23 protein-coding genes are annotated in these 25,659 nt (G+C 37.1%); 7 read left to right on the top strand and 16 right to left on the bottom strand.

From position 1 onward, the window contains the following. Positions 1 to 36 precede the first annotated feature (36 nt). The 4 genes from BLT95_RS14065 to BLT95_RS14050 all read right to left on the bottom strand — a co-directional run bounded on the left by BLT95_RS14065 (position 37) and on the right by BLT95_RS14050 (position 5,781). Complete coding sequence (locus BLT95_RS14065) at positions 37 to 2,304, bottom strand: aconitate hydratase (protein ID WP_089666770.1); 2,268 nt, start codon at positions 2,302 to 2,304, stop codon at positions 37 to 39. A 246-nt stretch (positions 2,305 to 2,550) separates the two neighbouring features. After that, on the bottom strand, positions 2,551 to 3,501 hold the full coding sequence (locus BLT95_RS14060) for a MoxR family ATPase (protein WP_089666769.1): 951 nt from the start codon (positions 3,499 to 3,501) through the stop codon (positions 2,551 to 2,553). A gap of 8 nt (positions 3,502 to 3,509) precedes the next feature. Next, positions 3,510 to 4,958: a peptidylprolyl isomerase gene (locus BLT95_RS14055; RefSeq protein WP_089666768.1), complete on the bottom strand. Its 1,449-nt coding sequence runs from the start codon at positions 4,956 to 4,958 to the stop codon at positions 3,510 to 3,512. Further along, the gene (locus BLT95_RS14050; protein ID WP_347584294.1) at positions 4,921 to 5,781 is read right to left on the bottom strand and encodes a peptidyl-prolyl cis-trans isomerase; all 861 of its coding nucleotides are present in this window, start codon (positions 5,779 to 5,781) and stop codon (positions 4,921 to 4,923) included. The genes BLT95_RS14055 and BLT95_RS14050 overlap by 38 nt, the downstream gene beginning before the upstream one ends. 196 nt (positions 5,782 to 5,977) lie before the next feature. Here BLT95_RS14050 and BLT95_RS14045 point away from each other — a divergent pair, with 196 nt between their 5' ends. Together BLT95_RS14045 and BLT95_RS14040 are read left to right on the top strand one after the other, a co-directional pair. After that, complete coding sequence (locus tag BLT95_RS14045) at positions 5,978 to 6,430, top strand: SRPBCC family protein (protein ID WP_089666766.1); 453 nt, start codon at positions 5,978 to 5,980, stop codon at positions 6,428 to 6,430. Between the two features lie 70 nt (positions 6,431 to 6,500). After that, positions 6,501 to 7,043 carry an OmpH family outer membrane protein gene (locus BLT95_RS14040; protein WP_089666765.1) on the top strand — a complete coding sequence of 181 codons (543 nt, stop codon included), beginning with the start codon at positions 6,501 to 6,503 and terminating at the stop codon, positions 7,041 to 7,043. Between the two features lie 67 nt (positions 7,044 to 7,110). Here the strand turns inward: BLT95_RS14040 and guaB are convergent, their stop codons facing one another. Then, positions 7,111 to 8,583: an IMP dehydrogenase gene (gene guaB / locus BLT95_RS14035; RefSeq protein ID WP_089666764.1), complete on the bottom strand. Its 1,473-nt coding sequence runs from the start codon at positions 8,581 to 8,583 to the stop codon at positions 7,111 to 7,113. Positions 8,584 to 8,812: 229 nt separating this feature from the next. On the opposite strand from guaB, the gene BLT95_RS14030 reads away from it, so the two are divergent. Further along, entirely contained in the window at positions 8,813 to 9,055 is a 243-nt protein-coding gene (locus BLT95_RS14030) for a hypothetical protein (RefSeq protein ID WP_089666763.1), read from the top strand. A gap of 2 nt (positions 9,056 to 9,057) precedes the next feature. On the opposite strand, the gene BLT95_RS14025 is transcribed toward BLT95_RS14030, so the two are convergent. The 7 genes from BLT95_RS14025 to BLT95_RS13995 all read right to left on the bottom strand — a co-directional run bounded on the left by BLT95_RS14025 (position 9,058) and on the right by BLT95_RS13995 (position 18,291). Continuing rightward, positions 9,058 to 11,523, bottom strand: coding sequence for a TonB-dependent receptor (locus BLT95_RS14025; RefSeq protein WP_089666762.1), 2,466 nt, complete (start codon positions 11,521 to 11,523; stop codon positions 9,058 to 9,060). Further along, positions 11,504 to 12,868 carry an HTTM domain-containing protein gene (locus tag BLT95_RS14020; protein ID WP_089666761.1) on the bottom strand — a complete coding sequence of 455 codons (1,365 nt, stop codon included), beginning with the start codon at positions 12,866 to 12,868 and terminating at the stop codon, positions 11,504 to 11,506. The genes BLT95_RS14025 and BLT95_RS14020 overlap by 20 nt, the downstream gene beginning before the upstream one ends. Positions 12,869 to 12,877: 9 nt before the next feature. Continuing rightward, positions 12,878 to 13,990, bottom strand: coding sequence for an imelysin family protein (locus tag BLT95_RS14015; RefSeq protein WP_089666760.1), 1,113 nt, complete (start codon positions 13,988 to 13,990; stop codon positions 12,878 to 12,880). 63 nt (positions 13,991 to 14,053) lie between these two features. Next, a complete protein-coding gene (locus tag BLT95_RS14010; RefSeq protein ID WP_089666759.1) occupies positions 14,054 to 15,262 on the bottom strand; it encodes a DUF4856 domain-containing protein in 1,209 nt (402 codons plus the stop codon). Positions 15,263 to 15,677: 415 nt separating this feature from the next. Continuing rightward, positions 15,678 to 16,541 (bottom strand): hydroxymethylglutaryl-CoA lyase, encoded by an 864-nt coding sequence (locus BLT95_RS14005; RefSeq protein ID WP_089666758.1) that lies wholly within the window; start codon positions 16,539 to 16,541, stop codon positions 15,678 to 15,680. A 108-nt stretch (positions 16,542 to 16,649) separates the two neighbouring features. Further along, positions 16,650 to 17,264: a LysE family translocator gene (locus BLT95_RS14000; RefSeq protein WP_089666757.1), complete on the bottom strand. Its 615-nt coding sequence runs from the start codon at positions 17,262 to 17,264 to the stop codon at positions 16,650 to 16,652. Between the two features lie 4 nt (positions 17,265 to 17,268). Beyond that, positions 17,269 to 18,291: a quinone-dependent dihydroorotate dehydrogenase gene (locus BLT95_RS13995; protein WP_089666756.1), complete on the bottom strand. Its 1,023-nt coding sequence runs from the start codon at positions 18,289 to 18,291 to the stop codon at positions 17,269 to 17,271. Positions 18,292 to 18,401: 110 nt separating this feature from the next. Here BLT95_RS13995 and pepT point away from each other — a divergent pair, with 110 nt between their 5' ends. Further along, on the top strand, positions 18,402 to 19,646 hold the full coding sequence (gene pepT / locus BLT95_RS13990; protein ID WP_089666755.1) for a peptidase T: 1,245 nt from the start codon (positions 18,402 to 18,404) through the stop codon (positions 19,644 to 19,646). 10 nt (positions 19,647 to 19,656) lie between these two features. Further along, entirely contained in the window at positions 19,657 to 20,250 is a 594-nt protein-coding gene (locus tag BLT95_RS13985) for a DUF1801 domain-containing protein (RefSeq protein WP_089666754.1), read from the top strand. 54 nt (positions 20,251 to 20,304) lie between these two features. Here BLT95_RS13985 and yajC read toward each other — a convergent pair whose 3' ends face one another. The 4 genes from yajC to BLT95_RS13965 all read right to left on the bottom strand — a co-directional run bounded on the left by yajC (position 20,305) and on the right by BLT95_RS13965 (position 23,262). After that, complete coding sequence (gene yajC / locus BLT95_RS13980) at positions 20,305 to 20,610, bottom strand: preprotein translocase subunit YajC (protein WP_089666753.1); 306 nt, start codon at positions 20,608 to 20,610, stop codon at positions 20,305 to 20,307. An 8-nt stretch (positions 20,611 to 20,618) separates the two neighbouring features. Continuing rightward, the gene (locus tag BLT95_RS13975; RefSeq protein WP_089666752.1) at positions 20,619 to 21,077 is read right to left on the bottom strand and encodes a DUF1573 domain-containing protein; all 459 of its coding nucleotides are present in this window, start codon (positions 21,075 to 21,077) and stop codon (positions 20,619 to 20,621) included. 53 nt (positions 21,078 to 21,130) lie between these two features. Then, complete coding sequence (gene nusB / locus BLT95_RS13970; protein ID WP_089666939.1) at positions 21,131 to 22,075, bottom strand: transcription antitermination factor NusB; 945 nt, start codon at positions 22,073 to 22,075, stop codon at positions 21,131 to 21,133. 83 nt (positions 22,076 to 22,158) lie between these two features. After that, entirely contained in the window at positions 22,159 to 23,262 is a 1,104-nt protein-coding gene (locus tag BLT95_RS13965; protein WP_089666751.1) for a Glu/Leu/Phe/Val dehydrogenase, read from the bottom strand. Positions 23,263 to 23,395: 133 nt separating this feature from the next. Here BLT95_RS13965 and BLT95_RS13960 point away from each other — a divergent pair, with 133 nt between their 5' ends. Together BLT95_RS13960 and BLT95_RS13955 are read left to right on the top strand one after the other, a co-directional pair. Continuing rightward, positions 23,396 to 25,153: an ABC transporter ATP-binding protein gene (locus tag BLT95_RS13960; protein WP_089666750.1), complete on the top strand. Its 1,758-nt coding sequence runs from the start codon at positions 23,396 to 23,398 to the stop codon at positions 25,151 to 25,153. A gap of 75 nt (positions 25,154 to 25,228) precedes the next feature. Beyond that, a complete protein-coding gene (locus tag BLT95_RS13955; RefSeq protein ID WP_089666749.1) occupies positions 25,229 to 25,618 on the top strand; it encodes a PUR family DNA/RNA-binding protein in 390 nt (129 codons plus the stop codon). Positions 25,619 to 25,659: the final 41 nt, after the last annotated feature.

Here is a 25,659-nt window from a genome sequence, read left to right as displayed (position 1 = left end):
AAAAGGGAGCTTTCTTTTTATTATTTAAGCTCAAACTTAAGCTGCATTTTGCTTTTTAATAAGATTTAATGCTGAACCATGCTTATACCACTCAATTTGAGGAGCATTATAGGTATGGTTTGCTTTTATTGTATCCTTGCTTCCATCTGCATGAACGATCTCTATCGTTAATGGAGTATCTGGAGCAAAGTTCTCAAGATCTACAAAGTTGAAAGTATCGTCTTCCTGAATTAGATCGTAATCACTTTCATTTGCAAAAGTAAGACCTAACATCCCTTGTTTCTTAAGATTTGTTTCGTGAATACGGGCGAAAGATTTTACCAATACCACCTTAACACCTAAATGTCTTGGCTCCATAGCTGCATGCTCTCTTGAAGAACCTTCACCGTAATTATGATCTCCCACCACTATCGTTGAAATTCCTTCTTTCTTGTATTCTCTTTGCACTGCCGGTACACCATTGTACTCACCAGTTAGTTGATTTTTAACAAAATTCGATTTCTTATTATAAGCGTTAATCGCTCCGATCAAACAGTTGTTAGAAATATTATCAAGGTGACCTCTGTAACGTAACCAAGGTCCTGCCATAGAAATATGATCGGTAGTACATTTACCCCATGCTTTGATAAGCAGTTTCGCACCGGTAAGGTTCTTACCATCCCAAGGCTCAAATGGGGTTAATAATTGAAGTCTTTCACTGTCTTCAGCTACTTTTACCTCAACACTACTTCCGTCTTCTTTAGGCGCAACATAACCTGCATCTTCAACGGCGAACCCTTTAGATGGAAGTTCAATTCCCTGTGGCTCGTCTAACATTACTTCTTCTCCATCCTCGTTCATTAACTTGTCACGAGTAGGGTCAAAATCAAGTCTACCAGAAATTGCAATTGCTGCAACCATTTCAGGAGAACCTACAAAGGCGTGCGTATTTGGATTACCATCTGCACGCTTAGAGAAATTACGGTTAAAAGAGTGAACAATAGTGTTCTTCTCTTCCCCTTTTCTATCTGAACGATCCCATTGACCTATACATGGTCCACAGGCGTTTGTAAATATCGTTGCATCAAGATCTTCAAAGATCTGAAGCAATCCATCTCTTTCTGCAGTAAATCTAATTTGCTCAGATCCCGGGTTAATTCCGAAATCAGATTTAGCTTTTACTTTCTTGTCTACCGCCTGTTTTGCGATAGAAGCTGCTCTTGTCAAATCTTCGTAAGAAGAGTTCGTACAGGAACCAATTAGACCCCAATCTACATTGATTGGCCAGTCATGCTCCTTAGCTTTCGCTCCCATTTCAGAAATAGGAGTTGCAAGATCTGGAGTAAAAGGTCCGTTTAAGTGTGGCTTCAATTCATCTAAATTGATCTCGATCAATTCATCAAAATATTGCTCTGGATTTGCATAAACCTCATCATCACCTGTTAGGTGTTCACGAACTGCATTAGCTGCTTCAGCAACATCAGCTCTGTTAGTTGCTTTAAGATAACGCTCCATAGAGTCGTCATAACCAAAAGTTGAAGTAGTTGCACCAACTTCAGCTCCCATATTACAGATAGTACCTTTACCTGTACAGGATAAATTACGTGCCCCTTCACCAAAGTATTCAATAATTGCACCGGTACCACCCTTAACAGTAAGAATACCTGCAACTTTTAAGATCACATCTTTAGAAGAAGTCCATCCAGAAAGTTTTCCGGTTAACTTCACTCCAATAAGTTTAGGGAATTTAAGCTCCCATGGCATTCCTGCCATTACATCTACAGCATCTGCACCACCAACACCAATAGCAACCATTCCTAATCCCCCGGCGTTCACCGTGTGAGAATCTGTACCAATCATCATTCCTCCTGGGAATGCGTAGTTTTCAAGAACTACCTGGTGAATAATACCTGCACCTGGCTTCCAGAATCCAATTCCGTACTTATTTGATACTGATTCCAGAAAATCAAAAACCTCACTACTACTCTTGTTAGCCGACTGTAAATCTATCGCAGCTCCCATTTTTGCCTGGATAAGGTGATCACAGTGAACTGTGGTAGGCACAGCCACCTGCTTCTTCCCAGCTTGCATAAATTGTAGCAAAGCCATTTGAGCCGTCGCATCCTGGCAGGCAATTCTATCTGGTGAAAATTCTACATAATCCTTCCCTCTGACGTAAGCTTCATTAGCTTTACCGTCCCATAAGTGAGAATAAAGGATCTTTTCTGAAAGTGTCAAAGGTTTACCAACAACTTCACGTGCTGTATTCACACGTTCTGCCATTTGGCTATACACCTTCTTAATCATATCAATATCGTATGCCATATTCTGTTTGTTTTATGTTCTAAAAAAGTCTTGCAAAAATAGGGATTTCCAAGGGATTTTGAAAATTAGAGGCAATAGTCAGAAGTTAGTATAAATAATTTCTGAAATTATAATTTTTACCGGTAAAAATTCAGTAAAACTCAATATTTAGGTAATAAAATAAGAATTTGTCAATTTTACAGAAGTAAGTCCTGGAACCAGGCTTTTTAGACTGGTTATGAATTAGAAGAAATATATAGAAAAACTCTAAAAAAGTTTACGAATAATATCCTCTTCAGTAATCCCCTCAGCCTCTGCTTTGTAGTTTTTAATGATCCTGTGCCTTAAAATTCCAAATGCTACGGCCTGAACATCTTCAATATCGGGAGAAAATTTACCATTTACAGCTGCATGAGTTTTTGCCGCCATAATTAAATTCTGAGAGGCTCTTGGGCCAGCTCCCCAGTCTACATAATTAGTAACCAGTTCTGGAGCACCGTTTAAAGGTCTTGTTTTTCCTACAAGTCTAACAGCATATTCCACTACATTATCTGGCACAGGAATTCTTCTAATAACATGTTGTATTTCTGAAATTTCCTGGGCGTTAAATAAAGCATTTACTTCCTGTGGCTTATCTGAAGTGGTCGCTTTCACAACATCTACTTCTTCCTGAAAACTTGGGTAATCTAAATTTATAGCGAACATGAACCTGTCTAACTGCGCTTCAGGAAGGGGGTAGGTTCCCTCCTGCTCTATTGGATTTTGTGTAGCAAGTACAAAATAAGGAAGATCCAGTTTATAATGATGACCAGCAACGGTAACCGCTCTTTCCTGCATAGCTTCTAAAAGAGCCGCCTGAGTCTTAGGCGGAGTTCTATTGATCTCGTCTGCCAGGAGAATATTCGTAAATACAGGTCCTTTGATGAATTTGAATTTCCTGTTCTCATCCAGGATTTCTGATCCCAAAATATCACTGGGCATCAAATCTGGAGTAAATTGAATTCTTTTGAAATCCAGACCAAGCGCCTGGGCAATGGTATTTACCATAAGGGTTTTTGCAAGCCCCGGCACCCCAATTAATAATGAATGACCACCGGAGAAAATTGATATAAGGATTTGATTCACCACCTCATCCTGACCTACGATCACTTTAGCGATCTCATTTCTAAGATCGTGATGTTTATCTATCAATTTTTCTACCAATGCAACGTCAGACATATTAACTTTTAGTTTTTCACCCAGTCACTCGTATACTCACAGTCCCGATATTTTCCGTTAACCTTTATGTAAGTATCGTTTATTTTTTCTGTTTGCCATTCTTCAATAGCATCTAATTGCTTATCTCTTAAAGCAAGTTCTTTAATTTTGAGATAATCTGTAGCATAGTCGGCTTCATGTTCCTCAATTTTCTTTGTCACCTTAATGATCTTAAATTGTGGTCTTCCTGCTCTATCTTTTTCAGTTAAGACCAAAGAAACATCACCTTCTTCAAGCTCTTCTACCTGTTTGAATAATTCAGGATCTATTTTAGTAAGTTCGAACCTTGTATCTCCCGTACGCGGATTTATTAATTTACCGCCATCGTTCTTAGTTTCTTCTTCGTCTGAAGCTTCTCTGGCCGCAGCAGCAAATTCAATATCCCCACCAACGATTTTACTTCTAAGAGTATCAATCTTCGTTCTGGCCGCTTCAACAGATGCATTGGTAACATCTGGGATCAAAATGATATGTCTTAATTCTAATGTTTGACCTCTAATTTTATCTACTTGAATGATATGGTATCCAAATTCGCTTTCAAAAGGCTCACTAATCTCACCTTCCTGTAGACTAAATGCAACATCTTTAAATTCTTTTACAAAAGCATCTTTACGGGTTAACGTAATTCTACCTCCATCTGAAGCGGTTCCAGGATCCTGTGAATAAAGTACAGCCTTCGTTGAAAAACTTGCTCCATTATCTATAATATCTGCCTTAAATTCTTTTAACCTGTCAATTACCTTTTGCTTTTCAGATTGAGGAATTTCAGGTTCAATAACTATTTGAGATAATTCAACTTCAGTCCCGAACATTGGCTTTTCTTCCATTCCAACATAATACTGTCTTACTTCTTCAGGAGTCACCTCAATCTCTTCAATAATTTTTTGCTGCATTCTCTGCGCCAGTTGTCTTTGCTTAGTGAGCTGGAAAATTTCAGCTTTAAGATCTGCTTCATTTTCTTTCTTATAGAACTCCAGCACTTTTTCCATAGAGCCAGCCTGCTGAGTAAGACCTTGAATTTGCTGATCTACCATTCCATTAATCTGAGAATCTGGAATAATGATACTATCCTGGATAGCATGGTGTGCATATAACTTGTTCTCCATTAAGGAGCCTGCCAGATTACAGTCGGTCACTTCAGAAGTTGACATACCCTGGCTTTGCATATCCTTGTACATAAGATCTACATCACTGTCTAGAATGATATATTCTCCAATAACGGCAGCAATACCATCAACCTTCATTCTCTGAGAACCTTGTTTTGATACATTTTCCTTTTTTAACTCAGCATCTGGCTGAATGGAAGTACTATCTGTAACAATTACTTCCTGTGCGTCTGCGAAAGAAGACACTAAAAAACAGCCTGCGACTAGAGCCGACTTAATTGTAAATTTCAAATTCATTATTCTTAATTGCATCTTTGGTAATATCTTTTTCTAATTCTTTAATTAAAGCTTGTTTTCGCTTATTCAGCAAAATCTCGCGTATAGTTGCCGAAGCATATTCAAGAGGAGCCTGCTCATTTCGGCTTAGAACGTCATTTACATACACAAGATACACATTTAGTGAATCCTGCAATTCCATAAAATTAGATTTCTTAAGCAAGCTTGACCTGTCTTCTACAGAAAGCGGGCCAATTTTATTATATACAGATTTGGTCTTTACCCAAACCGAATCGTTCATAGAATAATTTTTAAACTGCAAGGCCATATCTATCAACTCCTGCTGATCTTTTTCATTGAAGCGTCTAAACTTAGTCTTAATCTCATCGAGATTATTACTATTCCTGGCCAGGTTGATATATCTCAGTTTCAAAAGGTCTTCATTCAAAATAAAATTCTCCTTGTTTTGCTCATAATATAATTCTACATCCTCTCTATTAAGAGACGTATCGAGATCACGGGAAACCACGGCTTCTGTATACGCATTGGTATATAATTCATTTCTATAATTACTCACCAAGCCGTTAAATTCTTTCTGCTGAGATTCAGGCAAATTTAATTCGGCACGATCAATTAAGAGTTGCTGAGTGGCCCAGCGTGTAATATAGCTGGATACGATTATAGAACTATCTTCCGGGGAGGTATCTTCATTAATCAATGCCGCAACATCTTCCTCGTAAAGATAGGAATCATTCACCCGTACTACTACTTTCCTGTCATCAGATTGCTCAAAATAACCACAACCCGCCATGAGGAGGGAAAATATACCTAAAGTAAATCCAAGAAAGTATTTCTTCAAATCAATTTTTTTGAGCATTCGTCAATTTAAATGCCAGAATAGACTTACTTAATGCTAAAAGCCTTTATTCGCGCAAAAATAAGAATTAGTTAAGGTTCTGCAAGCTAAAGGCATAACGAAAAAGACAGATTTAAATTATAAATTTCACAAATATTTAATTCTGTTATATCTTTAGAAGACCACAAACCAATGAGTTATGAAATATCAGCTTGAAATTGTTATTGAAAAGCCTAAAAACGAAGTGATAGAAAAGTTTTCGAATCCAGATAATATGGAGCACTGGCAGCGAGGTTTTATTTTTATGAAACCTATAAATGGCAAATTAGGAGCTGAAGGATCACAAAACCTTTTAAAATATAAAATGGGAAAAAGGGAGATTGAAATGACCGAAACTATTTTAAAAAATAATCTCCCTCATGAATTCAGTGCTACTTACAACGCAAAAGGCGTCTATAATCACCAGGTGAATAAGTTTACAGAGACCCCCGAGAAGCACACCATCTGGGCAGCTTATAATGAATTTAAACTTAGCGGTTTTATGAAAGTTTTTGGCTGGTTTATGCCAGGTGCTTTTAAAAAACAATCCCTGAAATATATGGAAGATTTCAAAGCTTTTGTGGAGGATGGAAAAAGTGTGAAAAATGAATAACCTTATTTTTAATTTAAAAATCTAGCTATATTTTACTCAGGCTGTTATATTTGCGAAAAAACAACAAAAGATGAAACGAGTAATTTTAGGAATGCTGCTATTGTTTATTGCATTCTCAGCAAATGCACAATCTAAGATCGGGACTATTAATGCCGAATACATTTTATCTCAGATGCCTGAGAATACCGAAGTAAATAAGAATATAGAAGCATACAATACAGAGCTTCAGGGTGAACTTAAACAGAACATTGAGGAATACGAGACCTTAGTAAAAGATTACCAGAATACCAGCGAGGGACTTGAGGAAGAAGAGAGAAAAGAAAAAGAGAGCAAGATCATTGAACTGGAAAATGATATAAAAGGTTTTCGTCAAAAAGCCTCTGTAATGATGCAGGTGAGACGTAACGAATTAACCGGACCTTTATACGGAAAAATAGATGTAGCTATGCAACAGGTAATTGAAGAGGAAAATTTTACACAAATATTTCTTTCTTCTGCTAGCGGTCTTGCTTTTTCAAGACCTGAAGACGATATTACATTAAAGGTGATGGATAAATTAGGAATAGAGCCTAAAGAGCCAAAACCAGCAACAGAAAATACGGTTGAAAATTAAAGCCAAACTATCATACAAAAAAAAGCCCTGAAAATTCAGGGCTTTTTTTATTTTATAATACAATCTATTATCTACTATAATTTGGAGATTCTTTAGTGATCGTAACATCATGAGGGTGACTTTCATGTACACCAGCTGCGGTAATTCTAACAAATTTACCTGTTTCTTTAAGTGTTTCTACATCTTTAGCACCACAATAGCCCATTCCGGCTTTTAATCCACCAATAAATTGATGAATGCTTTCTTCCAGATCACCTTTATAAGGTACACGCCCTACGATACCTTCTGGCACCAGTTTTTTGATATCATCTTCTACATCCTGAAAATATCTGTCTTTAGAACCTTTTTCCATCGCTTCTACAGATCCCATTCCTCTGTAAGACTTAAATTTACGCCCTTCATAGATGATCGTTTCACCCGGGGATTCTTTAGTTCCTGCAAGTAACGAACCTAACATCACGCAGTCTGCTCCGGCTGCTATCGCTTTTGGGATATCTCCGGTATATCGAATCCCACCATCTGCAATTACAGGAACACCACTCCCCTTGATAGCAGCAGCCACTTCCAGTACCGCAGAGAATTGAGGAAATCCAACACCTGCTACAACACGGGTGGTACAAATAGAACCTGGACCTATTCCTACTTTTACCGCATCTGCACCAGCATCAACAAGATATTTTGCAGCATCACCAGTAGCGATATTTCCAACCACTACTTCTAAATCTGGAAATTTCTTCTTAACCTCGTGTAACACCTGAACCACTCCTTTAGTATGTCCATGAGCCGTATCTATAATGATCGCATCTACTCCTGCATTCACCAGCGCTTCCGCACGCTCTACCGCATCACCAGTCACTCCTACTGCAGCTGCGACACGCAGACGGCCATAGCTATCTTTATTAGCCATTGGTTTTTGCGTTAGCTTGGTAATATCTCTAAAGGTTATTAAACCTACCAGTTTATCGTCATTATTTACTACAGGAAGTTTTTCAATTTTATTTTCCTGGAGAATATCCTCTGCGTCATCCAGAGAAGTTCCCTCTGCAACGGTTACGAGGTTTTCTGACGTCATCACCTCCTGGATAGGACGATTAAGATTCTTTTCAAATCTTAGATCTCTATTAGTTACAATCCCTAAAAGTTTACCATTTTTATCTACAATAGGAATTCCGCCAATACTATGTTCTTTCATAGACTCCTTCGCGTCTCTTACCTTTGCAGAAATTGGTAGTGTTACGGGATCTATAATCATTCCGCTTTCAGCACGCTTCACTTTACGAACTTTTAAAGCCTGCTGCTCGATACTCATATTTTTATGAAGAACACCAATACCACCTTCCCTCGCCATGGCGATCGCCATTCGAGACTCTGTAACGGTATCCATCGCTGCGGAAACGATAGGAACATTGATGGAAATATTACGTGTAAAACTGGATTGAATACTTACTTCTCTTGGAAGAACTTCAGAATAAGCCGGTACTAGTAGTACATCGTCATAGGTAAGTCCGTCACCAAGTATTTTTGAATCGTGTGCTGTCATTGCAATTAAGGATTTAATTGCATGCAAATGTAAGGCTAATATGTGAGAAAACTAGGCTTTTATGTGTTAAGAGAAGATAAACTTTAAATGTCATTTATTTTATTGCAACAATAATCTGTTAAACAAGTTTCTGGCAGACTAGAATAAATAAACAACTGACATATAGCTATTTATATTGTTTCTTAAAGACTCCGTTTGTAACTTTAATTAAATCAAAATCAGGAAGATCATGAGTATTAGATTAGGAAACAGCTGTATGAATTGTGAACGATTCAAAAATAATTTTTGCACAAAGCACGAAACCAGTGTGGGATATCAGCATACCTGCGATAGCTTTAAAATGAAAGCTGCCATAAAGAATGAGCCAAACTGCCTTAATTGTAGCAGATACGAATCGCCCACCTGTGCAAATCCTCAGAAAGCCGCTCCGGGAATGTTATGCAATCACTGGGCGCCACAAGCTACAGCGTAACTTTAAAGTTTTACCTGCAGGGTTGTGTACCAGGTTATTGGCTGCGCTGGAATAATTCCCGGCCCCGGATATCCTGTGGCTCTTCGGGTGAAGTACGAATTATCAAGTAAGTTATTAATTCCCGCTTCCAGTTTAAACTTTCCTAAACTATAAGACGCCGAAAAATCTAAAATTCCATAAGCGGGTACAGCTCCTTCAATACCCCTGTTATTTTCTGTTCTCACCTGAGGTGCATTTGTAGCATCGGTAAACTGCTTACTTAAATAAGTATATTGTATACCGCTGAGAAAGTTCTTATACCCAAAATTAAGTCCGGTCTTTAAATTTACCGCAGGAATAAACTCTACTTCATTTCCTTTCACATTTACTTCTTCTGAAGCTATATATTCAGATTTGGTGAATGCGGCATTTACAAAAACATTCAACTTATAGTCTTCTGCAGCACTGAAAAATGAATTTCTTAAATTCCATTCAGCAAAAGTTTCCAAACCATAAATAAAAGCATCCCCGATATTTCCTCTAAACCGAACTAGCCTGCCTGTTTCTTCTGTTTCTCCGGCTGCATTTACTCGTTCTTCCGGCTTTAAGGTCTCTCCAATCCTATCATTATACCTCAAACCAAAAATACTTAGATCGTAAGAAAGATAGTCCTTTAATCTCCCTCTAACTCCTACATCGGAAGTGAAACCCTCTTCATCATTGATATCTGGATCCACCTGAAAACTAGGGTTTACCACACGAATATCGTTAAAAGTAACCGACCGGTAATTCTGAGAAAAATTAGCGTAAAGTTCGTTTGAAGGATTGAGATTATAACTACTACCAACTCCTAAAAGAATAAAACTTCTATTGAATTTACGATCATCATTCAATGTTTCATTCAACAAGGTATTTCCAGCATTATCATTGATGATATTCTTATAAAAACCATCTGCTTCCGTATTGATATATTCAAATCTAAAACCCGGTGTTACTGAAAAGTTATTGGTAATATTAAAAATGTTTTCTCCAAAAAAAGCGAGATTCTTATTTGGAAAATCAAATTGGGATTGTCTCTCATAATTTGGAAAATCTGCTGCAGCAAACTCAAAATCCGGACCTGCAGAAGCACTTCCCGGGCCCTGTTGCTGTTCATTAAATGCCTGGTAATATTTGCTTCCTAATAATAAAACTGATTCCTCCTCAAACAAATTATATCGGGTAAGAATTCTTGCTTCTGCACCCCAATTGGAAAAATCATCGACCAGCAATTCTCGCGGTTCCTCAGGATCATCAGCTAAAGCTACCCTGTTCTGTCTAAAACCTACAGCCTTCCTGCTTGCATTTAAGCCGAAAACATTTAAACTAATATCTGTTTTCTCAGTTAATTCATGTTCCAGTTTCAGTGCAAAAAGATTCCAGTTTACATCAAACCAGTTGCGTTCGCGATTGCTGAAATCAGGATCTTCATAAAACTGACTATCGGTTAACCCCCCCGGCTGCTGCGCCAGATAATCCAGATAGGTATATTCAAAACTTATATTGGTTTTATCATTGAATTTCCAGCCTAAATGCGCAAATGCATTATGAGAGTCGTATTCTGAATTTGGTCGAAATCCCTTTCCTCCCTTGTAATTATAATAGGTATAATAACTAAACTTTCCTACGGTTCCACTCAAACTATTAAAGCTAGTGAACATATCATACGAGCCAACAGATTGTCTTGAGATCAATTCGATCTTCTTATCTGGCACAGGTTCTTTAAATTTGAAATTGATAAGTCCTCCAAACTGAGTTCCATATTGTAAGGATGCCGCACCACGCACTACCTGAATTTCTCTCAATGCTTCCGGCGGCGGAGTATAATAACTTTCAGGATACCCTAAAACATCAGCGGAAATATCATAGCCATTCTGGCGGGTATTGAAATTTTGAGTTCTGTTGGGATCCAGGCCTCGACCTCCAATATTTAGCTGAAGTCCGGCGTCGCCATTGTCATAAATATTTAAACCAACTACCTGACTATAGATCTGCCTGGCATTATTTGCAGCCAGATTCCCGGAAACTTTATCCAGTAAAACCACCTCGCTTTTTTTACCCGCATATATGGCCGTGCCTTCAACTTTTCTAAGTTTACGCAGGGCAAAAAGCTGCTCCCTTCTATTGGTGATCATTACCTCGCTCAAACTTTCAGCAAGAGGTGATAATTGAAAATTTGCTGTAGTATTCTGTGTCACCGCTATTTCCTTTTCCAGAATTTCAAACTCATAGCTAAAAACAGCAAAAATATAGGTACCCTCTTTCAATTCCCTTACTTCAAACTCACCATTTACGTTGGCCACGGTCAATTTTCCAGTAGTCTTATTCCATATTTCTGCATTGGGAACAGGCTCACCGGTTTCTGAGGAAGTCACTATACCGCTTAGCGAATTCTGAGCATTCGTAAACAGGCAAAAAAAGAAAAATATACTAAAGACCTTTAATTTCATCTTCGAAGGGTAAAATGTATGTTTTGTGTTTAAACGAATCGGCGAAATTAAGCAAATTAACATCGGGACTTATATAAGGAGTACTTTTTCTCCCATTAAGCCCTACATAACTATCTACATAAATTTCAATATTCCTATGTCCATCTTTACGGAAATGATCTGCCAGGAAATGGGCATACTCTAAAATAAAATCTGGTTGAAAAGACATTTGCTTCTCCTGAAATGGAGTAAGAAAATCTGAATTATCTACATAAAAACGTTTTCCTGTTTCAGCATCAACGACCTTGAATTCGGCATATCCGGCTTTTTCCATCAACATGACTCTCCAGGAAAACCTGAAACCTTCTTCGGTCCAGAATAATTCTCCAGGATATAGTAAATACCTCCATGGAAATAATAATTGAATGATAAAAAATACACTTACCACCGAGACAAGAAGCTTTCTCCTGGCAGGTTCTTTAAAAAGCAGTCTATTATTGTCAAATCTCGTTTTATTGATGCTAAGCCAGGATGAAATTTTATTCAGAATTTGATGATGCACTTTCGGGCTAAAGAATATAAGTGCGCTCACGATCATAATATAAGGAAACATCCCAATGGGGAATAAAACGCGTGTCATTATATGGAATACGATCACGGCCAGAAATGCCATAAATCGAGTTCTACTATAGAGCAATAAAAACGGGATAAAGAGATCGTAGAGCATCCCACTCCAGCTAAATGCATAAGCCACCCATTCCTGTTGCATAAGATCTCCCAAAAAAGGAAGATCATATTTTGAAGGAAGCCAGATCTTTAAAGGCATTGCTCTAAACAGCCAGTCTGAATTAAGCTTTGCCAGACCTGCGTAGAAGTAAACAATAGCGAGTAAAAGTTTAATTGAATCTATACTCCATTTTGGTATCTTTTGGAAAGTTTTAGCTGGATTTTTCCAGGCATCCAGGGAGAAATAGGCATTTGCAGGTAAAAAGACAAGCAAAAAACTAAGGATGCTTATAAAATAATAATGGTTAAGATAGGTGGTCTTATCCATGAGCTCGATGTAAGTAAAACTCAGGAAAAAAGTAATGATCGCTATGCGGTATTTATAACCCAATGCTACGAAAAGTGCGGCAAGACCACATACTATAAAAAGTAAATAGGTGAAATCGCCAAGCGGTTTCACCCATTCAAAATTGTAATAACTAAAATGAAATTTTGGAGTTATATAAAGTTTTTCAATCCATCCGTTAAGCCAGAATCTAATGATACTAGCAAACATCATAATTCCAAATCCTATTCTAAAAACCGCAAGCGGTGCTGCTTCGGTATAGGTATTCAGATATTTTGAGATCGAAAAATTCATTTAAACAGACTAATCTCCGTCTGAATCTACATAATCCACACTAATAGAAAGCGCCTGCAGCATATCTAATTTTAGCAATACTACTTCCTTTTGTAATTCATCATGAACCTCTAGCATTAATGTATTATTGGTTTCTACCTGATTTCTAAGACTTGTATCAAGATCTCCAGACATCGAGCTTATAGTATTGAATTGTGATAAAATATCACTCGAAAGTTCCTCTCTATCCAGTGCTTCTAAATATGCCTGATAACTTTTTCCAGTTTCACTACTTCCAAAATACTTTCCTGTGAAAAAATCTTTACTGCTTTTCAAGGCCTCCAAATAAAGCTCTTTAGAAAAGTCTTCAGCGTAATATGCTTCCACATTGATTGGTGAAGGCGCTCCTGTAATGGCACCAGAAGGGAAACCAATTTTTCCGGAACGCAAGAATTTTTCAAAATACATTACATATTTATTTGTCAAACGATCTACAGAACCTGTACTTGATGAGCTGGTATTATTTACAAAAGTATCCCTGTAATCACCCTGCCAGGAATTGGTAACCTCAGTAGTAAGAGCGTTGATTCGCTTAGTTACATCCAGAAGATAAGCCTTATAATTCTCTGCGTTGGCATCTGTAGTATATTTTGTCAGTATCGATTCTTTTGTAGAACCCAAACCGTACAATAGATAATCCAGGGCCGGAAAACCCTGTTCATCATAACTTGACGGTAGCTCAAAGTTATAACTACCAGCTTCTACTTTAGACTCTACATCTGATGCGTTAAGCGGGTATGTATTTAAAAAACTTCTGTAATTCAATTCTTCTGCCTTACCAATATCAAACATAGATACACTCTGGAAAGATTTGTAAGAAAGCTCAAATTGCGCTCTAAGCGCTGTTAATTCACTATTTCCAGGATTATCTACAAAAGCCTGGGCTAATTCCTCTAGCCTCTGAGTTTTTGTAGAAAAATCTTCATATGAAGGAAGAATAATATTATCTGCCCAGTTAGCCAGCATTTCACCACGATCAAAAGCATCTGTTGCGTTTCCACCACCGGTATCCCCTCCATCATCTTCTGTAGAACAGGCTGCAAAAACAAGACACACTAATAATAAAATTCTCGAAATCTTCATAGTTATAAATTTTAAAAACCGGAGCGGAAGAAACTTCCAGCTCCGGCTAATTATCTTCTTTAATTATGCTTCGTCTACGGAAAAACCGAATGCTGTAGCAATTTCCTCTGAAATTGCATCCAGTGTTTCAGGGGTAACATCCCAGAAACCATTTCCTGACAATAATTGTTCTTTAAACGAATCAGTTTGAGCTTTTGAAATATACGGAGCTCCTGTTGATGGATCATGCGTAAACCTAAGGCTATAGATAAATCCAAATCCTTCAGAAAGTTCATGGAAGGCACTGCCCATATTTCCCTCAGCTAATGCAGCTTTACCTCCCTGTAAATAATGTACGGCTCGTATAGCGATCACTTTAGAAAGATTCTCACGAATAACAGCAACCTGCTCATCTCGTTTTGTATAATTTCCAGCAACGATCGCAGCCCTACCTGTTTTGAAAGCTTCAAAAGTTTCTTCAGCAATTCCGGCAAAATCTTCATCAGCATCTACACGTCCCAGATAATTGAATAAAAGACGGTCATCGCTTTCATTTAAAACTGAATTAGGATCTGCCGCTGGAATTGAAGGATCTCCATAAACATATCCGTAAGCTTCATCCCATTTATGCTCCATCGTGGTGTAAACCTTACCATCTTCAGTGATTTCAGCATCATTGTTAGCTATATTGTCACCTTCGTCCAGTACAGCTTGAGACAGGTAATTATTTAAAGTCTGGTCTATTAACAACGCACCAATTAATCCTTTCGCAAATGCCTGGTTAAACTCCAAACCTTTTTCATTTACATAACGTACTCCATCACCATCAGCGATCTGCCCTGCCATACCAGCTTCTGCAAGCTGATCTTTATTTGACTTTACTGTAGTCATTTGCCCTGAAATATAAGACTCAAAATCATTCTTAATTTCTGTGCTTTCAACCGCATTGGTTGAGAAATACAAGTTTGAAGCTGCAACTTTAGATTTCACACTTTTAGAAGATTCATTTAGGCTTGCGTTTTCAAATGGAGCATTCTCATTGGCAAACATATTCAACAACAAATCTTCTGTTGCATTATCAAAATCATTAAAATTAGAAAGAAGTTCAGCAGACATTTGAAGTCTGGTTGTCTGACCATTATAATCTACAGTTGAACTATTGTCTCTTTCAAAATTATAAGTTGCAGGAGTATTTATATTGTTTTCTCCTTCCGGGTTAAGTGCATCATCATCTGATGAACAGGATACTAAAGTTGCTCCCGCTAATACTGCTGAAAATAACAGCTTTTTCATATCTCTTTATTTAGACTGGTTTAAAATAATATTCGCCGGCAAATATAAAAACCCGTTTTGGCTACGGCAAGTTTATTTAGATTAATTTTAAATAACTTTTCTCAATAGTTGTTTTTAAAACAATAAATACAATTAATAATAAACCTAAGAATAGCTGGAAATCAGAACTTAAACAATAGATTCTGAGTTGCGGTTTAACCGAGTTCTAGCAAAGAATTTACCTTTAATTTACTCAGTTCCCATCGTAGAAAGATGAAATATGATCTTTAGAAAATGTAAATCTGAGAATTTTAGACGAACACTATTCCTGACAAATAAACTCATTCTACACTTGCTTCAGGATTTTCTAAAGTTAATAGAGCAAGGATTCTGAAATAAATTCAGAAAGACGTTTTAGATATATTTTCTTTGAATACTAATGGTAAGCATTAAAAATTTTGGAAGCTTCATTATAAGACGATTCAAAACTGGTCATTTTCACGTTTGTATCCTCTTTTGCAGCATTGAAATAAGAAAGCATCTTTTCTGAAGGCATATTACCTGTAAGTTCATCCTTAGCCATAGGGCAACCTCCAAAGCCCTGGATAGCACCATCAAATCTATAACAACCAGCCTTAAAAGCGGCATCTACTTTCTCGTGCCATTTGGATGGTGTAGTATGCAAATGTGCACCAAACTCGATATTTGGATATTTTGGGATGAGATTGGAAAACAGGTAATCAATGATCTCTGGAGTAGAAGTTCCAACGGTATCAGACAAGGACAGAATTTTAACTCCCATCGCCGAAAGTTTTTCTGTCCACTCCCCTACTATTTCCACATTCCAGGGATCTCCATATGGATTTCCGAATCCCATACTTAAATAGGCAACTACTTCCTTCCCGGAAGCATCGGCGATATTTAGAATTTCCTCTAAAATCTCAACAGATTGGGCTATTGTTTTATGCGTATTACGCATCTGGAAGTTTTCAGAAATTGAAAATGGATAGCCTAAATAATCTATTTCAGAAAATTCTGAAGCATCTTCAGCTCCACGGGTATTGGCTACTATTGCCAGAAGTTTACTCTCAGTTTTTGAAAGATCCAGCCTGGAAAGTACTTCTGCAGTATCTACCATCTGCGGAATCGCTTTGGGAGATACGAAACTTCCAAAATCTATAGTATCAAACCCGCAGCGTAGAAGCGACTGAATATATTGTACTTTTTTTTCTGTAGGAATAAAATCCCGGATTCCCTGCATCGCATCTCTGGGACACTCGATAAGCTTCACTTTACCCATATGCCCAAAGATAGCATTTTAGGGAAAATTGAAAAAGAATATCGATTTATTGATAATAATAAATTTCAACCCGGAATTTCAGAAATAATGATACTGAATCTTTAATTTTTAAAGAAGAATTAGAACAGCGATGAGTATAAAGATCACCACCTGCATCCATTTTAAAAATACTCCAGATCCTGGATGGGATTTTATATAAACTGAAATTTTATCAGCAAGTACTGCTACGCTGCTGAAAATGAGTAGTGCCTGTAGCATAAAAACGGCTCCTAAAATATAGAATTGTATGACCGTGTTCCCGTTCGGCTCCCAAAGAAATCCGGGAAAAAATGCCAAAAAGAATATCCCCACTTTTGGGTTCAGTACGTTCATAATAAATCCCTGTTTAAATAAGCTGAACATACTTTTATCGCTAATTCCTTCCGAAGAAAAAGCAATTTCAGGATCGCTTTTATAGACCTGATAGGCCAGGTAAAACAGATATAAAGCTCCAAGTATTTTTATAAAAAGGAAGACATCTTCAGATTGCTTAATGATTGCTGAAACACCAAAAGCCAGCAAACTGGTATGTATCAAAATTCCGCTTACTAAACCTAGTGCCGTAACAATTCCCTGTCTATAACCGTAGGTGATAGATCTCACCAACACATATATAATATCGGGTCCTGGAGAAAAAGTAAGAAGAATAGAGGCCGTTAAAAAAGGAATAAGCTGATCCAGCATAATATTAAAGTCCTTTCTCTAAAATCTTTTGATTGATCGCCTTGACAAGGGCTGGTCCTTCATAAATAAATCCTGTGTAAAGCTGAATTAAGCTCGCTCCTGCTTCAAGTTTCTCAATAGCATCGGCTGCAGTATGAATTCCTCCTACGCCAATAATTGGAAAAGCTTTGTTACTTTTTTGAGACAGGAATCTTATCACTTCAGTAGACCTTCTGGTAAGAGGTTTTCCACTTAGTCCGCCCGTTTCATTTTTATTTTCAGACTTCAGTCCTTCTCTGGAAATTGTGGTATTTGTCGCGATCACTCCGGCAATCCTGGTTTCCTGAATAATCTCGATGATATCCAGCAATTGATCATCAGTAAGATCCGGGGCGATTTTTAATAATATTGGTTTAGGATTTGGCTTTTGCTCGTTCTTTTTCTGAAGCGTATTCAAAAGATCTTTTAAAGGTTCTTTATCCTGAAGCTCCCTGAGGTTTGGCGTATTTGGTGAACTCACATTTACTACGAAATAATTCACATGATTAAATAAAGCTTCAAAACTGAATAAATAATCATCCTTTGCCTTCTCATTTGGGGTTACCTTATTTTTACCAATATTCCCCCCAATAAGTATATTTTCATTTTTTTTTAGGCGCTCCACCATTTCTTCCACACCGTGATTATTAAAACCCATGCGATTGATAATAGCAGAATCTGCCTTTAGTCTGAATAATCGTCTTTTCTCATTCCCGGCTTGTGGCTTTGGGGTTACCGTTCCCACTTCAATAAATCCGAAACCTAAAGAAGATAATTCATGGTATAATCTGGCATCCTTATCAAAACCTGCGGCAAGCCCAACAGGATTTTTAAATTTCAATCCAAAGACTTCCCTTTCCAGCCTTGGATCTTCCACCTGGAATTTAGATCTCAAGAAAGAAGTTGCCCCCGGAATCTTACAAAACTTTCTTAAAAAATTAAATGTGAAATAATGGATCTCTTCAGGATCAAATTTAAAAAGTGCAGGTCTTATAAGTGATTTATACATTACCAGAGGTTTTCTGCAAAAATAGAATGAATAAGTAAAAAACTATATGAAAACTTAAAAGGTTTTGAAGCAGCACTCTATATATGTATTTTTGACCTAAACCTAACCCAATGACTAATAAACAGCATATAATTGATAGATTCATCAGTTATGTAAAGATCGATACACAAAGTGACGCCAATAGTGATTCCACACCGAGCACAGAAAAGCAATGGAACCTGGCTAATAAATTAGTAGAAGAATTAAAGGAAATAGGTCTTCAGGATGTAAGCATTGATGAACATGCCTACGTAATGGCAGCGCTGCCTGCAAATGTCCCGCACAAGGTTCCGGTAATTGGTTTTGTTTCTCATTTTGATACTACTCCAGATTTTTCGGGAACTAATGTAAATCCTCAAATTATTGAAAATTATGATGGAAAGGATATTGTTCTCAATGCCGAAAAAGATATCGTCCTTTCTCCAGACTATTTTGATGATCTTGAACAATATAAGGGGCAGACGATAATTACGACCGACGGGACTACACTTTTAGGAGCAGATGATAAGGCGGGAATTACAGAGATCATGACTGCAATGGAATATCTGGTAGATAATCCCGAAATCCCTCATGGAAAAATAAGGATCTGTTTTACTCCTGATGAAGAAATTGGACGTGGAGCGCATAAATTTGATGTAGAAAAGTTTGGCGCTGAATGGGCCTATACGATGGATGGCAGCCAGATAGGTGAACTGGAGTATGAAAACTTTAACGCAGCAAGCGCAGTTGTCAAGATTTTTGGAAAAAGCGTACATCCGGGATATGCGAAAGATAAAATGATTAATAGCATGTATATCGCCCAGGACTTTATCAATTCCCTGCCAAGACTGGAAACCCCCGAACATACAGAAGATCGCCAGGGATTCTTTCATTTGAGCAGTATTAAAGGGGATGTTGAAGAAACTGTCCTGGAATATATAATCCGTGATCACGACAAAACACATTTTGAGGCTCGAAAAGAAATGATGCAGCACCTGGTTAGCGATATCTGCTCTCAATATGAAAGAGACTGTATCCACATTGAGATCAGGGATCAGTATTTCAATATGCGTGAAAAAGTAGAGCCCGTGATGCATATTGTAGATCTTGCAAAGGAGGCGATGGAGCAGGTAGACGTAAAACCAATCCTTAAACCAATTAGAGGCGGAACGGATGGTGCACAATTAAGCTTTATGGGACTCCCCTGCCCCAATATTTTTGCGGGCGGACATAATTTTCACGGTAAATATGAATACGTTCCTGTAGAGAGTATGCAAAAAGCCGCAGAAGTTATCGTTAAATTAGCAGAACTAACCGCTAAGAAATACGAGGAATAAATTTTAAACCATGGCCGTAAAAAATGCTGAAGAATATATCGCTGTTCATTCTAAATGGGAAAATGAGCTGAGACAGCTTCATGAACTTATTATGACTACAGATTTAAAATCTGAAATCAAATGGGGTGCCCCTGTCTATACTTTAGAAGGTAAAAATGTGGTTGGATTAGGAGCTTTTAAAAATCACTTCGGGATCTGGTTTTTTAATGGCGCTTTATTGAAAGAGAATACCGCAATGTTGGTAAATGCCCAGGAGGGTAAGACCAAAGCACTTCGACAGATTCGGTTTGAAAAGAAAGAAGAAATTAAAAATTCAGTTCTATTGCCCTATATAAAGGAAGCCATTCAGAATCAGCGAGAAGGAAAAGAAATAAAACCGGTTCCTAAAAAGAAACTGGTAATGCCCCAAGAACTAACTGCAGCTTTTAAAAGCGACAATGATCTTGAAAAAAGTTTTAAAAAACTCACTCCGGGAAAACAGCGGGAATATGCCGATTATATTTCACAGGCTAAGAGAGAGGCCACCAAATTAAGCCGTATATCTAAGATCACACCTATGATTAAGAATGGTGTTGGCTTGCATGATAAATACAAGAATTGTTAAAATAAAAAAAGCAGCTATTTCTAGCTGCTTTTTTTCACTATTTAAAGTATTGTATTACTTCTTTTTTTCCTTGGCAGGTTTTGCCGGTTCATTCAATTTCTGACTCATTTCCATAGAAATCGAAGACCTGTCAAATGTTATTTTTCCTGCGCCGGTTTCAATTATCACCGAATTATTTTTTTCGCTGAAATCAACAATTTTACCATGCATACCACTTTTGGTAATAACCCGATCTCCTTTTTTAAGTTCGGCGGCAAAACTTTTTTCCTGTTTAGCTTTTTTCATTTGCGGGCGTATCATAAAAAAATACACCACCACAAACATTAAAATAATTGGTGCAAACTGCGTTAATTGATCCATATATGCTTTTAGCTAGCGTTTTCGTCAGCTTCTACAAAAGCTTTGATTTTAATTTGTTCTTTTCCTGATTCTGTATTTGCAGATACAGTCACTGTTTTAGTAACCTGCCCGTTACCAGACCCGTTAAACTTAACTAACATTTCGCTGGATTCTCCAGGAGAGATCGTTTCGTTTTTAGGATACGTTGGTACAGTACAACCACAAGAACTGGATGCATTGGTAATTACTAAAGGAGCATCTCCTGTATTTGTAAACTTAAACACATGCTCTACATTAGTACCTTTGGCGATATTTCCAAAATCAAATTCTGTTTCTTCAAAAGTGATTTCCGGATATACCGTTTCTTTAGCATCACGTTCAGCAGATGCTTCAACGTTTTCTGCTTTTACCTTCTCTGAGGCATTATCTTTACATCCGGTGAACAGCATCGCCCCTACTGCTGCAAACATTAAAATTGTTTTTTTCATGGTGAAGTTATTTTGTTTAATTTCTAATTGATAAAAATAATAAAAAATCTTTACTACATAAGACCTCTACCAGTTTTATTTAGCTTGTCTTCCGTTTGGTATTCTTTAGAAAGTTTATCTAAAACACCATTGATAAAAATACTGCTTTTGGGAGTACTATATTCCTTTGCAATCTCCAGGTATTCATTAATGGTAACTTTAACAGGGATGCTGGTAAATTTCAAAAATTCGCAAATCGCCATCTTGATAAGTACCATATCTACTTCTGCAATTCTGTCTTTATCCCAGTTGGGTGTTTTTCCAAGCATTTCTTCGGAAAGATCTTCATCATTCAGATAGGTCTTTCTGAAAAGTTTTATAGCAAACTCTTTATCTTCTTCATTTTTAAAAAGCTGAGTGATCTTTTTATCTCTACCGGTTGATTCTTTTATTTTCTGAAGAAATTTCAGGATAGCCGTATTTACTAAAGGAAGATCATCTACCCAGGTTAGTTTTTTGTCTTCCAGGTACTCGTAAAGCTTATCGTTTGGCGCAATGATTTCTTTAAAAATATGAATAATGAAATCTTTATCTTCTTTAAAACTCGTCTCACGTGTTTCCATGTACTCCTGGTATGCAAGACTATTTCTTAGCTCATTCCAAATGATCGCAACATATTCATCATCCTGTTTCCATTGATTGATCTTATGCTTTTCCAGCGCATTCTGAATACTTTCATTCTCATTGAGAATATGGAAGACCTGATTATCTACAAATTTCCTGTTAGGATCTTTTTCTTCGCTGGTCGCTAAATGTTTTTGCTGTGATTTTTCTAAATAGGTTTCTGCATGTTCTCTTATCTCTGTGATCAAACTAATTTGAAGTAAGAATAGATCATACATCTCCTGCATACTTTTCAGGAGGAATTTTTCTTCGGTGGCAAGGTTGTCATTCTGGCTTTGGTTAAAAGCGTATAGTGATTGCATTACTTTAACCCTGATATGTCTTCTTGTCAACATAATTGTAAAAGAACTTTTAGAAATTAGAAAGGGCGAAAGATTTTCTCTTTCGCCCTGCAAAAATATCAATTAATTAGAACTGACTAATTTAAATTTTGATTTTTTCTGTCCTCAATTCTTTGTTTTGCGATTTGCAAAGCAGCGAAGTGAGTGGTAATATCATCTTTGGAAGCTTTTTCAAGGATTCTCAATGTAGTATTATAGATATTTTCTGTCTTACGCATAATTTCCTGCCTGTCGTAATTTTCAAGCTCTGCATAAACATTTATAATTCCGCCGGCATTAATTAGAAAATCCGGGGCGTATACAATACCTTTTTTCTGAAGGATCTCACCATGAGCAACCTCATCTGCCAACTGATTGTTTGCAGCACCAGCAATGATATCTACTTTAAGTCTTTTTATGGTATCGTCATTTATTGTTGCTCCAAGAGCACATGGTGCATAAATATCCATATCTGCACCGTAAATATCTCCATCTCTAAAAATATGAGATCCATATTTTTTGCTTACCTCTTCAAGACGTTCTTCATTGATATCTGTTAGATAAACGATAGCTCCTTCGCCAGAAAGGTATTCTACAAGTGTTTCGCCAACATGACCAATTCCCTGAACGAGGACTTTCTTACCTTCAAGATCATCAGATCCATATTTGAATTTAGCGGAAGCTTTCAATCCCATAAATACTCCGTAGGCGGTAATTGGGGATGGATTTCCTGCTCCACCTTTAGATTCTGAGATCCCGGTAACATAAGGAGTTACCTCGCGTACCGTATCCATATCTGAAGTTTCCATTCCAACATCTTCCGCAGTGATATATTTGCCTCCTAAAGAATGTACAAATTCACCAAATCTCCTCATGAGTGCCGGAGTTTTTTCTGTTTTGGCATCGCCAATGATTACAGCTTTTCCTCCACCAAGATTTAATCCTGTAATGGCACTTTTAAAAGTCATTCCTCGTGATAAGCGCAAAACATCGTTTACAGCTTCCCATTCACTGGTATAATTCCACATTCTGGTACCACCTAAAGCAGGACCTAAAACCGTGTTATGAATACCAATAATTGCCTTTAAACCTGTATCTTTGTCGTTGCAAAAAACGATTTGCTCGTGTTCATCAAACGACACCTGTCCGAATACCGGAGCAGACTTTTTTAGTTCATTTGCATTTAGAACGTCAACTTGCATAATTTGTTGATTTTTAAATTATTCAGATTTTGAATTTGATCAAAAATCTGCTGCAAAAATAATAATATTTTAAAAAGAGGTGATTTAAAACCTGTTAAATTACAGAATCCTCAAACAAAGCTAAATATCCTGAATGAAAAACCTTCAGCATCTCAATAAATATTTTAACAAATACAAATGGAAATTACTTATTGGCTTAGTGATTACGATCGCCGCCAGGATTTTCGCCATTTATTACATTCCACTAATTGGTAAAAGTACCGTGATCATTGAAAAATATATCAGTGGTGAGATTACAGATATTGCAGTAGTAAAAAGTGAACTGGCCTATAATATTGCACTTATTGTGGGGACTACCTTAATAGCTGCATTTTTCACTTTTTTGATGCGACAAACTTTTATTGTGGTGTCAAGACATATGGAATACGACCTTAAAAATGAAGTTTTTGAACATTACCAGGATCTTTCTCTCAACTTCTATAAAAAGAACAGGACCGGCGACCTGATGAACAGGATTAGTGAAGATGTTTCTAAAGTACGATTATATCTTGGTCCTGCTATCATGTATAGTGTCACCACCTTTACTTCTACTGTAGTTGTACTTATATTCATGATCCAGGCCGCTCCAGAACTTACCCTGTACACGGTTATTCCTTTACCCATCCTTGCATTTTCAATTTATAAATTAAGTGTAGCCATACATAAGAGAAGTACGGTGGTTCAGCAATATTTATCAAAACTAAATACGTTTACACAGGAGAGTTTCAGTGGAATCGCAGTAATTAAATCCTATGGAATCGAACCTCAAACCAATCATAACTTTACCCAGTTATCCAACGGAAGCCGGGATAAGAATATTGATCTTGTAAAAGTGCAGGCCTTCTTTTTTCCTTTAATGATATTGTTGATAGGGATTAGTAATATTATCGTGATCTATATTGGCGGAAGACAACTTATTTCAGGGCAAATAGCCAATATAGATGTACTGGTGGAATTCATTTTGTACGTAAACATGCTTACATGGCCTGTTGCATCTATAGGCTGGGTGACATCCCTGGTTCAGCAGGCAGATGCTTCCCAGGAGCGTATCAATGAATTCTTAAGTGAAAAACCTGAAATAACCAATCCAAAGGCAGAGCCAGATACAATAAAAGGAGATATTGCTTTCAAAAATGTCACTTTTACCTATGACGACACCAATATTACCGCTTTAAAGAACATTTCTTTTGATGTGAAAAAGGGACAAACCCTGGCGATCATTGGTAAAACTGGTTCTGGAAAATCTACGATCCTTGAACTTATTGGCAGACTTTACGATATAGATCAGGGAGAAATCCTAATTGACGGTCGTAATAACCAGGAACTTAACCTTGAGAGTCTACGACAAAGTATTGGTTATGTTCCGCAAGATGCATTCCTGTTTAGCGATAGTATTCGCAATAATATCAAATTTGGAAAAACAGAGGCTACTGAAGACGAGATCATCAAAGCCGCAAAAAATGCTTCCGTTCATAAAAACATTATGGGATTCAGCAAAGGATATGATACTGTTTTGGGTGAGCGCGGAATCACTCTTTCGGGTGGACAGAAACAGCGTGTTTCCATTGCAAGAGCAATTATACATGAACCTGAAATTTTGCTTTTTGACGACTGTCTTTCCGCAGTAGATACCGAAACCGAAGAGGAAATTCTCAACAACCTCTTTCAAATATCAAAAGATAAAACCACCATTATAGTAAGTCATAGAATCTCTTCAGCTAAAAATGCTGATAAAATCATTATTCTTGAAGATGGGCAAATTGTACAGGAGGGCACTCATGAAAAGTTGATGAATACCGACGGTTATTACAAAGAACTGTATGCAAAACAGCTAAATGAAAAAGAAATGTGAAAATTTTTTGTTAGATGTTAAAAATTTTTAGATTTTTGAACTCGACAATAACAAACCTATTAAAGAATCTATTTTATGAGCGACAAGGGAATGATGGAGAAAGAAGAAATATTCTCTAAAGTTTTACGAGCGGGAAGAAGAACTTACTTTTTTGATGTAAGATCCACTCGGGCTGATGATTATTATCTTACAATTACAGAAAGTAAGAAGTTCACTAATGACGATGGCTCTTTCTACTACAAAAAACACAAGATCTACCTTTACAAAGAAGATTTTGATGGTTTTAGAGAGATCCTTGAAGAAATGACAAACTATATCATCAACGAAAAAGGTGAAGAAGTAATTAGCGAACGTCATCAAAAAGATTTCAAAAAAGAATATGAAGATGATAACAGTGAGAAGAATTCTACCGCTACATCTTCTGCAGCTGAGAAATTTACCGATGTAAGTTTTGACGATATCTAAAAAAATTACTTTCAGTTTTATAAAACCGTCCCATTTCAGGA

It is taken from the genome of Gramella sp. MAR_2010_147, assembly GCF_900105135.1.
In the GTDB taxonomy this organism is placed as follows: Bacteria; Bacteroidota; Bacteroidia; order Flavobacteriales; family Flavobacteriaceae; genus Christiangramia.
Note: the sequence above shows the minus strand (reverse complement) of the source record. Positions and strands in the feature narration are given on the sequence as shown.

Excerpts from the sequence above, each read along its gene's own strand:
- BLT95_RS13995 (WP_089666756.1), bottom strand. The coding sequence starts at position 18,291 with ATGTATAAATCACTTATAAGACCTGCACTTTTTAAATTTGATCCTGAA.
- BLT95_RS14025 (WP_089666762.1), bottom strand. The coding sequence starts at position 11,523 with ATGAAATTAAAGGTCTTTAGTATATTTTTCTTTTTTTGCCTGTTTACG.
- nusB (WP_089666939.1), bottom strand. The coding sequence starts at position 22,075 with ATGTTGACAAGAAGACATATCAGGGTTAAAGTAATGCAATCACTATAC.
- guaB (WP_089666764.1), bottom strand. The coding sequence starts at position 8,583 with ATGACAGCACACGATTCAAAAATACTTGGTGACGGACTTACCTATGAC.
- BLT95_RS13975 (WP_089666752.1), bottom strand. The coding sequence starts at position 21,077 with ATGAAAAAAACAATTTTAATGTTTGCAGCAGTAGGGGCGATGCTGTTC.
- BLT95_RS14055 (WP_089666768.1), bottom strand. The coding sequence starts at position 4,958 with ATGCAATTAAGAATAATGAATTTGAAATTTACAATTAAGTCGGCTCTA.
- BLT95_RS13965 (WP_089666751.1), bottom strand. The coding sequence starts at position 23,262 with ATGCAAGTTGACGTTCTAAATGCAAATGAACTAAAAAAGTCTGCTCCG.
- BLT95_RS13985 (WP_089666754.1), top strand. The coding sequence starts at position 19,657 with ATGGCCGTAAAAAATGCTGAAGAATATATCGCTGTTCATTCTAAATGG.
- BLT95_RS14060 (WP_089666769.1), bottom strand. The coding sequence starts at position 3,501 with ATGTCTGACGTTGCATTGGTAGAAAAATTGATAGATAAACATCACGAT.
- BLT95_RS14000 (WP_089666757.1), bottom strand. The coding sequence starts at position 17,264 with ATGCTGGATCAGCTTATTCCTTTTTTAACGGCCTCTATTCTTCTTACT.
- yajC (WP_089666753.1), bottom strand. The coding sequence starts at position 20,610 with ATGGATCAATTAACGCAGTTTGCACCAATTATTTTAATGTTTGTGGTG.
- BLT95_RS14005 (WP_089666758.1), bottom strand. The coding sequence starts at position 16,541 with ATGGGTAAAGTGAAGCTTATCGAGTGTCCCAGAGATGCGATGCAGGGA.
- BLT95_RS14040 (WP_089666765.1), top strand. The coding sequence starts at position 6,501 with ATGAAACGAGTAATTTTAGGAATGCTGCTATTGTTTATTGCATTCTCA.
- pepT (WP_089666755.1), top strand. The coding sequence starts at position 18,402 with ATGACTAATAAACAGCATATAATTGATAGATTCATCAGTTATGTAAAG.
- BLT95_RS14010 (WP_089666759.1), bottom strand. The coding sequence starts at position 15,262 with ATGAAAAAGCTGTTATTTTCAGCAGTATTAGCGGGAGCAACTTTAGTA.
- BLT95_RS13960 (WP_089666750.1), top strand. The coding sequence starts at position 23,396 with ATGAAAAACCTTCAGCATCTCAATAAATATTTTAACAAATACAAATGG.
- BLT95_RS14065 (WP_089666770.1), bottom strand. The coding sequence starts at position 2,304 with ATGGCATACGATATTGATATGATTAAGAAGGTGTATAGCCAAATGGCA.
- BLT95_RS14045 (WP_089666766.1), top strand. The coding sequence starts at position 5,978 with ATGAAATATCAGCTTGAAATTGTTATTGAAAAGCCTAAAAACGAAGTG.
- BLT95_RS14015 (WP_089666760.1), bottom strand. The coding sequence starts at position 13,990 with ATGAAGATTTCGAGAATTTTATTATTAGTGTGTCTTGTTTTTGCAGCC.
- BLT95_RS13955 (WP_089666749.1), top strand. The coding sequence starts at position 25,229 with ATGAGCGACAAGGGAATGATGGAGAAAGAAGAAATATTCTCTAAAGTT.
- BLT95_RS14020 (WP_089666761.1), bottom strand. The coding sequence starts at position 12,868 with ATGAATTTTTCGATCTCAAAATATCTGAATACCTATACCGAAGCAGCA.
- BLT95_RS14030 (WP_089666763.1), top strand. The coding sequence starts at position 8,813 with ATGAGTATTAGATTAGGAAACAGCTGTATGAATTGTGAACGATTCAAA.